This window comes from Acidovorax sp. sif0632 (assembly GCF_019218805.1).
Lineage (GTDB): Bacteria > Pseudomonadota > Gammaproteobacteria > Burkholderiales > Burkholderiaceae_C > Acidovorax > Acidovorax facilis.
Genome location: NZ_JAHUWW010000002.1, coordinates 632,655 through 646,074, shown reverse-complemented (window position 1 = coordinate 646,074; position 13,420 = coordinate 632,655). Strand labels below are relative to the sequence as shown.

Genomic DNA, 13,420 nt, shown 5'->3' with positions numbered 1-13,420 from the left:
CGGCTTCCCGAGTCGCAGCCTGCGCACTCAGTGCTTGGAGGAGCGAGCCACGCGACCTGGCTTGAGGGGTGCCCTGGCTGGCTTCGCAGCGGCCTGCTCCAGCCACAGCAGGCTGTCCATCTGCGATAAAAAATGCCGCAGGTAGTCCGGCGACAGGGACCGCATCAAGGCCAGGGAGCGCAGCATGAGGCGGTGCGCATTCAACGGCCCCGCGTTTTCCGGCCCACGCGTGAAGGCCTGGGCCACCTGCTGTTCCGCAGCAATCTTGGACCAGACTTCGCTGAAGCGGCGCACGCTCTTCATGTCCGACACACTGGCGCCACCGCCCACCAGCACGCTGTCTGCGTCGGCCTGGGCGCGGGTACTGAGATCGCTGTTCAGTTGCGCCAGTGCAGATGGTGCATCGGCTGGCGCTGTGGCCGCCAGTGGCTGGCGGGGAGTTGTCCGGGTGCGCCTGGCGTAGTCCACCAAGGCGGCCTGCAGCCTGCGGGCCAGCACCTGCTGTACGGCGGGGGGCTGCGCAGGCAGGCGTGTGGCCAGCACCTCCAGGTACCGAAAGCGCACCGGGTCGTGGTGCTGCGCGCCTTCTGCCCGCAGGGACTCCAGGGTCGGCTCACTCATTGCGGGCGGGCTTGGCCTGGGCAGCGCGGGGTACGGGGGCCATCTCCACGCGGCGGTTCTGTGCCCGCCCCTTTTCGTCGGCGTTGTCGGCCACCGGCTGCTCGGCGCCAAAGGCCGCAGCAAACACCTGGGACGAGGGCATGTCCTCTTCGATCAGGGCGCGGGTCACGGTCAACGCGCGCTGGGCCGACAGCTCCAGGTTATCGGCAAAACGCTGGTGGCGCCCTTGCAGCAGCGTGGTGTTGTCGGTAAAGCCACTCACCATCAGCATCTCGTCACGTTCGCGCAGGTACACCTGCAGCGGCTGCACCAGGCTCTGGAGCAGTTGCCGGCCTTCAGGGCGCAACTCGGCAGAGCCTGCCGCAAACAGCACGCTGCCGCTGATGCCGATACGGCCTTCATTGACCGTGACGCGGCCGCTGGCCAGCGGAATCGCCAGTGCTTTTTCCAGCGCCATGCGGCGCTTTTCTTCCATCTGCCGCTTTTCCACTTCCTGCTTGAGGCTGGCGACCAGGTCGATCTGCACCACCAGCACGCCCACCAGAATCAGCACAAACGCACCCAGCAAGCCCGCCATGAGGTCGCCAAACACGGCCCACACCGGGGCCGTCTGTTCGGTGGCATCGTCCAGCGTGTCGTCCAGGCCGGTCACGCGGCGACTCCCTGCACCGCTGCGGCCATCTGCCCGTTGAGGCGGCGCAGGTCTTCCACGATGCCCTGCTGCGAAGAAATGCTCAGGTCGATCACCTCGCGGGCCTGTGCCACGTAGTAGGCAAGCTGCTCATCGCTGCGGCTCATGGACTGGCCAATGGCGCCTTCGATGCGCTGCAGGCTGCCCATCAGCTTTTCGTTACTGGCCGTGAACAGCTCCACGCCATGGCCAAAGGACTCACCCAGGCTCGACAGCTCCACCGCGCTGGCGGCCACGTGTGCCGACACTTCATCGACCTTGCCCGCCTGCGCGCCGAGCGCCTGGGAAAACTCCTGCCCCGCCTGCTCCAGCACCGAGGCCGCAGACCCCACCAGCGATTCAATGGCCGCGCGCTGCTGCCCGGCGGCTTCGTTCACCGATTGGAGCAACACACCCAGTTGCTCCATCATGGCCGAGCGCTCTGCCAGGGCCGCGTTGTCGCGTTCGCTCAGGTGGGACATCTCCTGGCGCAACTGGGTGATCACCTCAGCCGCGGCCTGCGGTACATCCGACGCCGTCTGCAGCAATCGCGTGAGCGGGGCTTCCAGCGCAGAACCCAGCGTGGCCAGGTGCCCGGCCACGGCGGCCTGCAGCGCATCGAGCCGCTCCACTGCGGCCTGGCCACGTGCCGCCTCGGCATCCCGCAGCGCCACCAATTCCGTGCGCCACACGCCCGCCAGCGCATCCATGCGCTGGGCCTGGGTGTCGGCCCATCGGGCTTCGGCCTCAATGCGGGTGTGCAACAACGCGTCCGACTGGTCCATCAACCGGGCGGCACCGCCCAGGGCCTGGTGGACCTGCTCGGTCATGCGCTCGGTGAGCTGCGCCGCAGCGCCCTCCAGCGCCTGGCACACGCCGCGCTGCTGCTGCGCCGTTCGCTCGCCCACCTGCTGCCATTGCTCCGCCAATCGGCTGGCCATGCCCTCCATGGACTGGCTCCAGCCCGCAAGGCGCTGCTGATCCGCCACTGCCTGGTCGGCCTGCGTTTTCTCCACCGTCTGTTCCAGCGAGGCCAGCAGCGCCGTGGTGCGCAGCTCGAAGGCCTGCGATGCCGTCTGCAGTGACTGGTCGAGCTGGGTGGCAGCGCCTTCCAGCGCCAGGCACACGCCCTGCTGGTGCTGTGCGGTTTGCTCGCCCACCTGTTGCCATCGCTCCGCCAGTGCGCTGGCCATGCCCTCCATGGACCGGCTCCAGCCTGCGAGGCGCTGCTGGTCGGCCGCCAACTGGGCCGCCTGTGATTGGGCCACAGTCTCTTGCAATGAGGCCAGCAGCGCCGTGGTGCGCTGCTCAAAGGCCTGTGATGCCGTCTGCAGTGACTGGTCGAGCTGGGTGGCAGCGCCTTCGAGCGCCTGGCAGACGCCGCGCTGCTGCTGCGCCGTTTGTTCACCCGCAAGCTGCCATTGCTCCGCCAGTCGGCTGGCCATGCCCTCCATGGACAGGCTCCAGCCCGCAAGGCGCTGCTGGTCGGCCGCCAGTTGGGCCGCCTGTGATTGGGCCACAGTCTCTTGCAACGTGGCTAGCAGCTTCGTGGTGCGCTGCTCTAGCGTCTGCGTGATGGACTGCAGCGCGCTGCCCAACTGCACCGCCTGCTGGTCCTGCGTCTGCGTGTGACGGTCCAAGGCCTCCGTCCAAGTGTCCGCCACCTGGCGGGCCGTGCCCTCCCATTGGGCCGTGAGGGCGTGCATCTGCACGCCAGTGGCCTCGCGCAGCCGCTGGTGCGAGCGCTCAGCCTCTTGCGCCAGCGTTGCCATGGCCTGCTCCACCACCGGGCGGATCGTCTCACCCGCCATGCGGGCGCTGGCGCCCAGGCTGTCGTGCAGGGATGCCCCCACGGTGGTGGCCAGCTGGGTGTAGGCCGCAGCCGCCTCGCGGTGAAACACCTGCTGTTGGTCTTGCAATTGGCCGTTCAACTGCTCGTGGCGGCGCTCCAGCCCTTCCATCAGGCCTTGCAGGCGCTCTGCAATCAGCGGCATGGCCTGCGCCTGGGCCTGCAGGGCCTCGAACATTTCCTGGCGCCGGTGGGCTGCCGAGAAGGGGCGCAGATCACTAGCGATGCGGGCATCCAGCATGCGCAACGCTGCCAGCCGTTCGCGGCGGCACAGGGCGGACATCAGCCCCAGCATGGCCGACGCTGCCACCCCGGCCACCGAGGTACCAAACGACAGACCCAGCCCCTTGATGGGCGCGGCCAGCGCCGCCCGGATCGACTCCAGGCTGGACGAGGCCTCCAGTGCGAAAACCGCGCCATTGAAGGTGACCACCATGCCCAGAAAGGTGCCCAGCATGCCCAGCATGACCAGGAGCCCCACCAGGTACGGCGCCAGCGCAGGCCCCGGCAGGGGCACACGCTCCCCGTCGATCCGCTGGCGAACCGGGTTGCGCAAGGACGAATGCATGCGCTCCAGCCAACCACCCAGGTCCACCAGGGGCTGCTGCCCCAGCCCGGCCAGCGCAATGGACAGCGACGAAGTCGCGGCCCGGAACTGCATCAGCTCATAGGCTCCCACCACGTAGACGGCAGCAATCACCACCGTCATGGCCAGCGCCAGAGGGCTCGACCCGACAAATCCCCATCCCACCCAGCCCACCACCGCCAGGCCCACCGCAAAGATGGCGGCCATCACACTCTTGTTCATTCGATCATTCCTGTTACCGGTTCCGGGGTCTTCGTGGTTGTGGGGGGACGGTGGGTGGTGCGGCGATGGGAGTCATGGCTCTGCGCCGCTTCCAGCAAACCAGCAAGGGGCTCCAGCCGCACCTGCAACTCGGCCAGCAGCAGCGCCCGCAAGTCCTGCTCAAAGGCAAACAGCCAGCCGCCCGGCAGCGCCCAGCGCTGCGGCTCATCATCTCGCCCTGCAGCCTCCAGCTGCTGCTGGTGGGCTGCGCGCAAATGCGCCATCCGCCGCTCCAGATGGCCGGGTAGCGACGCCCACAGCCTTTGCTCACGCGCATCCAGCATCTGGTCCATCACCGCATCCAGCAGGGCCAGCCGACGCAGGCCCTCGGGGCCCATCGACAAGCTCTGCCGAATCAGCGCGCGCAAGGCAGCCAGTCTGGCATCCATCTGCTTTTGTAGCGCCAGATAACGCGCCGCGTGGACTGCAAAATCTGCCCCGGCCTCGGGGTCCGGGCCGTCGACAGGGGTGTTGTCGGCACGCTCGCGCACGGGTTTGGCAGGCGCGGCCTTGGCCGTGACCAAGTCCGTCAACTCGGCCCGGGTGGACTGAAGGCTGGCCTGCAATGCGCGCACATCCACCGTCCCCCGCCCCAGCGTAGTGACAGCCGGGGTTTGGCTGGACTCCAGAGCATGCAGCGCCCGACTGAGCTTGACCGCATCCACGGTACTGAGCCACTGGCTGAGTTGCTCCGCCACATCCTGGCGCGCCGATCCACCTTGTGGCTGCGTCCATTGCTGGAGCAAAAGCACAAGTCTGGAGCTGTTGAGTCGGTGGGGCTGGTACATCAATCTGAGGCGTCCATGGCACCGGCCCCCCGAAGGGTGGCGGGCGTCAGGGAGCAAGTCCCTGCAATGGGCAAAGCCCGCTATTTTCGCAGGAACGCTGCCGCCCCAGCCCCACATGGCTGTGCGTTGCAGGTGTTACATCTAAAGCAGAATGCAAGAATCGGCCAAAAAACCGCCAAGGAGCGGCCAGTTTTTCCAGGACCGAAGCCCCCACAGACACGCCGCTTCTTGACGGCGGACAAGTCCGGCACAGGGCTTGCATGCTCCAATCTGAGACTCTTTCCCCTGACCGGCACCCGCCGCCCTGCCCGCCTGCGCTCACCATGTCCAACCCGCCTGCACCCCACGCCCCTTCCCTGCCGAACCCTGCGCAAGTGGCCGCTCCTGTGGTGGTGCCACACACGCTCACGGAAGATGCTGTGGCCATCTTCACCGGCGTGCTGCTCATTTCCGTAGGGGTTGCTTTTTTCACCAGCGCAGGCCTGCTGACCGGGGGAACCGCAGGCCTTGCGTTCCTGTTGCACTACGCCACGGGTATCGGCTTTGGCAAGATTTTCTTTGTGCTGAACCTGCCCTTTTACTGGCTCGCCCTGCGCAAGCTGGGGCGCGCATTCACGGTCAAGACGTTTATTGCCGTGCTGTTGTTGTCGCTGCTGACCGAACTGCAGACTCAATTTCTGGAATTTGCGCAGTTGCAGCCGCTGTATGCGGCCGTGGCAGGCGGGTTGATCACGGGCACGGGGTTTCTGGTGCTCTTTCGCCACCGTTGCAGCCTGGGGGGCGTGGGCATTGCCGCGCTGTACCTGCAAGACCGGTACGGATGGCGCGCCGGCAAGGTCCAGATGGTAGTGGACTGCTGCATCGTGCTGCTGGCGCTGTGGACGGTGGAACCCCTGCGCGTTGCCTGGTCCATTGCAGGGGCCGTGGCGCTCAACCTGGTCCTGGCGATGAACCATCGGCCAGGGCGTTACATGGCGGTGTAAGTCGGTCCAGAACACACGGACCAGAACTCAAACAGAGGCTGCCCGTGCCTGCAGGTACTGCTCCAGCACCCCGATCGGCACCGGGCGGCTGAACAGGTAACCCTGAAAGAGGGTGCAGCCGTGCTTTTCCAGAAACGCCCGCTGCGCGTCCGTCTCCACGCCTTCGGCGATCACGTCGATTCCCAGGCTCTGCGCCATGCCGATGATGGTCTGCACGATCAGCGCATCGGTGTGCTGAATGCCAATGTTGCGCACAAAGCTCTGGTCGATCTTGAGCTGGTCCAGCGGCAGGCGCGTGAGGTAGGACAGCGATGACTGCCCCGTGCCAAAGTCGTCCAGAGAAAACCGCAGACCCAGGGCGCGCAATGCGTTCATCTTCGCGATGGTGTCGTCCACGTTGTCCAGCGCCAGGCTTTCCGTCAGTTCCAGCTTCAAACGGTCGGGCCGCGCACCGGTTTGCAGCAACACGGTGCGAATCTGCTCCATGAAATCGGGCTGCCGGAACTGCCGCGCGCTCACGTTCACGGACAACTGCAGCTGTTCCATGGCGGGGTTGCCCTGCCAGCGGCGCAACTGAGCACACGCGGTCTGCAACACCCACAGGCCTATGGGCAGTATGAGCCCCGTTTCTTCGGCCAAAGGAATGAACTCATAAGGGGGGACCATGCCGCGCTCCGGGTGTTGCCAGCGGATCAGCGCCTCGGCCCCGACAGGGCGTACACCACAGCCCACCTGGATCTGGTAGTGCAGCAAAAACTGCCCGGCAGCCAACGCAGTGCGCAGGTCGTTTTCCAGTGCAGCGCGGGCAGAGACCGCCGCCTGCATCATCGGATCAAAGAACCGGATCGCGTTGCGCCCCGCTGTTTTTGCGGCGTACATGGCCAGGTCGGCGTGTTTGACGACGTCTTCCACCGTTTGGCTTTGGCCGCTGAACAGCACGGTTCCCACACTGGTCGTGCTGTGCACATGGTGCAAGGCAAGCTGGTAAGGCTGGTTCAGGGCGGCAAGTATTTTCTCGGACACATTCTGTGCCTGCTCAGCCGCGTCGGTGGCAAGCGCATCCAGGTCTTCCAGCAGCACCAGAAACTCATCGCCGCCCAGGCGGGCCACGGTGTCACCTTCACGCACGCATCCCGACAGGCGCTGCGCAACCTGCTGCAGCAAGACATCGCCCATGTCATGGCCCAGTGTGTCGTTCAGGGTCTTGAAGTGGTCCAGATCGAGGCACAACACCGCCCCATGCAGGCCGGTGCGCGCGCTGGTGGCAAACGCCTGCTGCAGACGGTCCAGCATGAGGCGGCGATTGGGCAGGTGTGTCAGCGGGTCATAAAAGGCCAGATGCTCGATCTCGCGCGCGGCCTGGGCACGCTGGGTGATGTCGCTGAGCGTGCCGACATAGTGGGTGACTTCGCCCCCACCGTCCGTGACGGCGGTGATGCCCATGAAGTGGAGGTTGACCGCCCCGCTTTTGCAGCGGTTCCAGATTTCGCCTTTCCATTCACCGGTGTCCGAGAGGCTGCCCCACATGGCGTCGAAAAAGGCCTTGTCATGGTGGCCCGACGCGAGAAGGCTGGAACGCTTGCCCACCGCATCTTCCGAGCTGTAGCCCGTAATTTTGGTGAAGGCCCTGTTCGTGCGCAGGATGACGGTCTCTCGGTCGGTGACGATCATGCCCTCCTGCGACTCAAACGCAATGGCCGCAATGCGCAGTTCGTTTTCATCGCGCTTGCGCGCCGTGATGTCCTTGCCCACGCCCCGGTAGCCGCAAAATGTTCCGTTCACGTCAAAAATGGGGGTGCCGCTCACCGAAAGCCAGTGCAGCTGGCCCGAAAGGTCTTTGCGCTGGAACTCGAAATCGCGGAACTCCTGATGGCGTTCCAGCAGCTCGCGGTGCTCCTGCCAGCGGGCTTCGCTCACCCCAGGGCCTGCCAACTCCCAGCGCGTCTTGCCCATGTACGCAGCCGCCTCCTGCAGCAGACGGTCTTTGTCGCTTCCGTCCACATGGGTCAGGCGGAACTGGGCATCCTGCTCCCAGTACCAGTCAGACGACAAGATGGTCAGGGTGCGAAAGCGCGCTTCGTTGTCTTCCAGTTGCTTGCGCACGCGGTAGGCCTCGGTCACGTCGCTGAACACCAGCACGACACCGACAATCTGCCCCTGCGCATTGCGAATGGGCGCCGCGCTGTCCGCAATCTGATATTCGGCACCGTCCCGCGCGAGCAAGGTCGTGTGGTTGCTCAGCCCCACCACCTCGCCCTTGGCCACCACCATCCGAACCGGATCGACCACCGGCTCCCGCGTGCTGGCATTGACGATGCGAAACACGTCCGTCAGCGGCTTGCCCAGTGCCTCGGGCAACGGCCAGCCTGTCAGGCGTTCGGCCACTGCATTCATGCGTGTGATATGGCCCTGCGCATCCGTGGCCACCACCCCATCACCAATGGAATGCAGCGTGATGGACAGGTTTTCCTCACTCTGGCGCAACTGGGCCTCGGCGCTCTGGCGCGTAAGCGCCATGCGGTCAAAACGCTGACCCAACTCGGTCAACTCTGCCAGGTCGGTGGCGAGGGGCTGGGGGGCATAACGGCCCTGGGCCAGTTCGTCGGTGGCGTCCAACAGGCGCCGCAATGGTTTCATCACGCCCCGCCGCACGCCCTGCTGGGCCAGCAGGAAAGACAGCGCAAGGCCAGCCAGCAAGAAGGCCACCTCGGTCCACATGTTGCGGTTGGCAGTGGCGTAGAGCTGGTCCAGTGGCACAGCCAGACTCATGGTGGCAACCGTTTTTCCACCCGACTCTATGAGCGGCTGAAACACCATCAACTGGTGTGATCCGGCCGCATTGCTGCGCTGCAATACCCCTTCGGCAGAGCGCTGCAGCGCCGCGCTGAAATCTGCGTCGGCCAACTGGGTTCCGAGTTCGGCCCCATCGGGCGGGAAACGCGCCACCACGCGCCCATCGGCGTCGGTCACACGCGCCACAGCCCCGGGTGGCAGGCCCAAATCGGCAAGCCGTAGGCTCCACCATTCCAGCGACACCACTGCCACTGCAGCGCCCACCACCTCCTGGCTGCCCGGCGGGACCACAGGCACCGCAAAGTTGACGCTCGCAACCTGGGCAGCCCGGTCGATCTGAAAAGCCCCCACCGAGAACTCCCGGGCGGTGATGGCGTGCTGGAAATAGGGCCGGTTCGCCACGTTCACGGGCGCCTTCAACGGGCGGGCATTGCACAGCAGATCGCCACTGGCCTGTGGCACACCAATGTTGACGTAAGTGGCGTTGAGCGACAGCACCTCGGCCAGGTACCTTCCACACTCGGGTTCCGCCGGCCGGTGCACCGAGGGCATGGCAGCAAGCTTCTGCAGAAAATCGCGGGTGTTCTGAATCAGGCGCTGCTGGCTGGCTGCCACGGCCCGCAGCGTGCCCAAAGCCTGGTTCTCTGCGGCGGCGATGGCGTCCATGCGGTGCGACCGTGCCTGGTAAACCGCCAGCAGCACGGCGGGCAGGGTCGCCACCAGAACCAGCCAGCGGATTCGCGCAGACAACGTACTCCAGGTTCCCACCAGCCAGGAAGGCATACCGACCTTTCGTCTTGCACAGTCATTCCAGGCACCGCAGGGCCAGGAGATGCACCGAACGCATTGTTACATCGTAAGCCGAACCGCCCTACATCTGCACCCCCATTTGCCCGCAGTGCCTGGTTGCCGCCCCAAGGGCCGGGTGCCGGAGATGTAACCTTTTGGGAACCTTGAGGCGTGCCGCCGTATCATTGGGACATGCGTCGCGGCCTCTATTTCGTGTTGATGGTGGTGCTGGTCCTGCGGGGACTTACCGGCACCGCCATGGCCGCCGGGGTCTTGCCGCCCCTGCTTCCTGCTAGCGCGCCGCATGCGCAGGAGCACAGCCACCTGGTGGCAGCCGAAGCGGCATACGCGACTTCACAAGAGCACACGACTGACCAGGCCGCACAGGCCATGGCTGCAGAAATGCAGGAAGGCGATCACGCCATCGCCCATCACGATGACCATGCCGTGCATGCTGCTGCGGCATCCGCGTGTGATGGTGAACTGGTGGGGTGTGCTGCACACGATCACCACTCTGCCGCATGCTCCGCCTGCGAAATCTGCCATTCGGCAATGCTCGACGCCGCCCCGGCAGCGTCCTGCGCTCTCCGCCGCCTGGGCACCGCGCTGTCCACGGCGTCTGCACGGTTTGACAGTGCGCCTCCCGCACTGACCATCAAACCACCCATCGCCTGATCTCCAACGCCCGAAGTGCGTCCGCCACAGCCTGAGCGCCCCTGAAACAGGGTGGCCCGGGCGGTAGCGCAATACCTTTTTCGTCCGTTGTCTGGAGATCGCCATGCGCGCGCCTGCTTCATTTCCGTATCCCGCTTCATCGCCCCCGCGAACCGTCTGCCTTGTGCTGCTGGCACCGCTGCTTTCGCTGGCCCAGGGCATTGCTCCCACCCCCAGCCATCCTCTGGCACCGGCTGCCGACGCTGCCCATGTTGCGGCCCCGACGGCTCCACTGGCCCACCCCGCCCTCGTCCCACAACCCCCATTGCCCGGCGCGACCCCATCGCCCCAGCCATGGCGCGAGGCGCACGAGGCGGTGGCTGCCTTTCCCAGGGGGCATGTCGACATCGTCGCCTGGGAGGCTCGGCAGAGCGCCCAGCCCGCCACACCCCCGTCCACCGTCGAAGGGCAAAAAAGCCCCCACCGTCATCACCACGGGCACCACGGCAGCAGCAGCAACGGCCAGTCCGCTTCACCCACGCCGATGCATCAACGCCACCACGCACCGGGAGGCAAGCCATGAACCTCCCAGCCCAAATGCCGCACATTTCTCCACACCTTTCCCCACGCCTTTGCCTGTTGGCCGCTGCAGCCGTACTGGCCGGTTGCGCCAGTGTCTCGCCCGATGGCCTGCGCGGTGACGTCGCCAATCTCGCTGCGGGCCGCACCGGGGGCGTGCAAGCGAGCCTGCCTGCAGCGGACCCTGCCGCCCGCGCCTCTGCAGAAAAATCCGTCGAAGGCTGGCTGGCACAGCCCTTGACACAAGACGCTGCCGTGCGCATTGCCCTGCTCCACAACCCTGGCCTGCAAGCCCGCCTGGCCGCACTGGGCGTGGCCGACGCTGAGCGCGTGCAGGCCATCACCCTGCCCAACCCGCACCTTGCACTGGGGAGATTCACCAACAGCCACGAGCGCGAAATCGAGCGCACCCTGGCCTTCAGCCTGATTGACCTCATCACCCTGCCCTGGCGCACCGCGCGCCAGGCCGAGCGCCTGCAGATCGCGACGCTGCAAGCCGCGCAGGACGTGGTGACGCTTGCCGCCGACACCCGCCGCGCCTGGCTGCGTGCCGTGGCCGCGGAGCAAATAGCCGCCACCCACGACCGCATGGTCGAGGCGGCCGAGGCCGGGGCCGAGCTGGCCCGCCGCATGGTGCAGGTGGGCAACTGGAGCCGTCTGCAGCAGGCCCGCGAGCAGGCCGTGCTGCAAGAGGCCACCCGCCAGCGCGCCCGCGCCCGCCTTGCCGCAGCCACCGAGCGCGAGCAGCTCAATCGCCGCATGGGCGTGTGGGGGCTGCAGACGCAGTACCAGCTGGCCAACCAGCTGCCGCCCTTGCCCGCCAGCGCCTTGCCCGCGGAAGGCATCGAAGCCACCGCGCTGCGCGAACGGCTCGATGTGCAAGCGGCCCGCCGCCAGCTCGACACCCAAGCCACCCGGCAGGGCTGGAGCCGCGCAGGCGCCGTGTTTGGCGATATCGGCCTGGCCTATAGCCGCAACACCACCACCGAGCGGGATGGCGGTCACCGCGAGATCACGCGGGGTTGGGAGCTGGAGTTGCCCCTGCCCCTGTTCGACTGGGGCGGCGCAGCCCGTACCCGCGCCCAGGCCGAGGTGGAGCAAAGTGCCGCCCAGCTGCAGGACACCGCCGTGCGCGCCCGCAGCGAGGTGCGCGCCGCCTGGCTCACCTACCGCACCGCGCTCGACCTGGCACGCCAGCAGCAGGCTGAGGTGGTACCCCTGCGCCAGCTCATCAGCGACGAGACCACCCTGCGCTACAACGGCATGCTGGCCAGCGTGTGGGACATGCTGGCCGAAGCGCGCAACAGCACCCAGGCCGTGGCCAACGCCATCGAAGCACAGCGCGACTTCTGGCTGGCCGAGACCGATCTGCAGCTCGCACTCACCGGCACATCGCCAGGCGCCCTGCAGGGCCTCGCATCGGGCGCCGCAGCCTCCACCACCCCACAAGGCCACTGACATGAACCGCCGCAATTTCTTCTCCGGCGCCGCCACGGCAGTGGCCGCAGCCTCCGTCAGCCGCGTGGCCCTGGCCGCGCTGCCCGAGCCCGCCATGCAGACCAGCGCCGACACCGCGCCGCCGCTGCACCCGCCCACGGGCCGCCCCTACAACCCGGTGGTCACTTTGAACGGCTGGACCGCCCCCTGGCGCATGAACGCAGGCGTCAAGGAGTTCCACCTGGTGGCCGAGCCCGTGGTGCGCGAGGTGGCGCCCGGCTTCATGGTCAACATGTGGGGCTACAACGGCCAGAGCCCCGGCCCCACCATCGAGGTGGTTGAAGGCGACCGCGTGCGCATCTTTGTCACCAACCGCCTGCCCGAGCACACCACCATCCACTGGCACGGCCAGCGCCTGCCCAACGGCATGGACGGCGTCGGCGGCCTCACCCAGCCCGCCATCCAGCCGGGCAAAACCTTTGTGTACGAGTTTGTGGCGCGCCGCCCCGGCACCTTCATGTACCACCCGCATGCCGACGAGATGGTGCAGATGGCCATGGGCATGATGGGCCTGTGGATCACCCACCCGAAGGCTGCGCACCCGCACATCGCCAAGGTGCAGCGCGACTACGCGTTTTTGCTCAACGCTTTTGACGTGGAGCCCGGCAGCATGACCCCCAAGGTCAACACCATGCTGGACCACAACATCTGGTGCTGGAACAGCCGCGTGTTCCCCGCCATCAGCCCGCTGGTGGCGCGGCAGGGTGAGCGCGTGCGCATGCGCATCGGCAACCTCACCATGACGAACCACCCGATTCACATCCACGGCCACGAATTCGAAGTGACCGGCACCGACGGCGGCCCCGTACCCAAAAGTGCGCGCTGGCCCGAGGTGACCACCGACGTAGCCGTGGGCCAGATGCGGCAGGTCGAGTTCATCGCCGACGAGCCAGGCGACTGGGCCCTGCACTGCCACAAGAGCCACCACACCATGGGCGCCATGGGGCACGACGTGCCCACCATGATCGGGGTGGACCACCGGGGGCTGGTCGGCAAGATCCAGAAGATCGTGCCCGACTACATGGTGATGGGCGAGCGCGGCATGGCCGACATGGGTGCCATGGAGATGCCACTGCCCGACAACACCTTTCCGATGATGACCGGCACCGGCCCCTTTGGCCCGTTGGAGATGGGCGGTATGTTCACCACCCTCAAGGTGCGCGCCGACCAGCCTGCGGGCGATTACCGCGACCCTGGAGACTTCAAGCAACCTGCGGGCACGGTGGCCTACGAATGGCAGGGTGCCCCCGCCAGCACACCACGCCCCGCCCGCGCAGACACCCCAGGCACCGCGCCCGGCGCAGCGAGCGCACGCAAGCCCGCTGCCAGCGGCCACCAGCACTGAACCTC

9 protein-coding genes are annotated in these 13,420 nt (G+C 66.6%); 4 read left to right on the top strand and 5 right to left on the bottom strand.

Annotated features, from left to right (window positions below; genetic code table 11):
* Positions 1-27: 27 nt before the first annotated feature.
* From KW832_RS08135 to KW832_RS08120, 4 genes are read right to left on the bottom strand one after another with little or no spacing between them, the layout of a single operon-like run.
* A complete protein-coding gene (locus KW832_RS08135) occupies positions 28-621 on the bottom strand; it encodes a DUF2894 domain-containing protein (protein ID WP_218299493.1) in 594 nt (197 codons plus the stop codon).
* Complete coding sequence (locus KW832_RS08130) at positions 614-1,273, bottom strand: OmpA family protein (protein ID WP_055393450.1); 660 nt, start codon at positions 1,271-1,273, stop codon at positions 614-616. Before KW832_RS08130 ends, KW832_RS08135 begins: the two co-directional genes overlap by 8 nt.
* Positions 1,270-3,948 (bottom strand): DUF802 domain-containing protein, encoded by a 2,679-nt coding sequence (locus KW832_RS08125; RefSeq protein WP_218299492.1) that lies wholly within the window; start codon positions 3,946-3,948, stop codon positions 1,270-1,272. Before KW832_RS08125 ends, KW832_RS08130 begins: the two co-directional genes overlap by 4 nt.
* Complete coding sequence (locus KW832_RS08120) at positions 3,945-4,775, bottom strand: DUF3348 family protein (RefSeq protein WP_218299491.1); 831 nt, start codon at positions 4,773-4,775, stop codon at positions 3,945-3,947. The genes KW832_RS08125 and KW832_RS08120 overlap by 4 nt, the downstream gene beginning before the upstream one ends.
* A gap of 323 nt (positions 4,776-5,098) precedes the next feature.
* On the opposite strand from KW832_RS08120, the gene KW832_RS08115 reads away from it, so the two are divergent.
* Positions 5,099-5,758, top strand: a complete 660-nt coding sequence (locus tag KW832_RS08115; protein ID WP_218299490.1) for a YitT family protein — start codon at positions 5,099-5,101, stop codon at positions 5,756-5,758.
* A 27-nt stretch (positions 5,759-5,785) separates the two neighbouring features.
* Here the strand turns inward: KW832_RS08115 and KW832_RS08110 are convergent, their stop codons facing one another.
* Positions 5,786-9,334 (bottom strand): EAL domain-containing protein, encoded by a 3,549-nt coding sequence (locus KW832_RS08110; RefSeq protein WP_218299489.1) that lies wholly within the window; start codon positions 9,332-9,334, stop codon positions 5,786-5,788.
* A 198-nt stretch (positions 9,335-9,532) separates the two neighbouring features.
* Here KW832_RS08110 and KW832_RS08105 point away from each other — a divergent pair, with 198 nt between their 5' ends.
* From KW832_RS08105 to KW832_RS08095, 3 genes are all read left to right on the top strand, one after another.
* Complete coding sequence (locus KW832_RS08105) at positions 9,533-10,015, top strand: hypothetical protein (RefSeq protein ID WP_218299488.1); 483 nt, start codon at positions 9,533-9,535, stop codon at positions 10,013-10,015.
* A gap of 558 nt (positions 10,016-10,573) precedes the next feature.
* Positions 10,574-12,031 (top strand): TolC family protein, encoded by a 1,458-nt coding sequence (locus KW832_RS08100; protein ID WP_255577576.1) that lies wholly within the window; start codon positions 10,574-10,576, stop codon positions 12,029-12,031.
* Position 12,032: 1 nt separating this feature from the next.
* Positions 12,033-13,415 carry a multicopper oxidase family protein gene (locus KW832_RS08095; protein WP_218299487.1) on the top strand — a complete coding sequence of 461 codons (1,383 nt, stop codon included), beginning with the start codon at positions 12,033-12,035 and terminating at the stop codon, positions 13,413-13,415.
* The last annotated feature ends 5 nt before the right edge of the window (positions 13,416-13,420 follow it).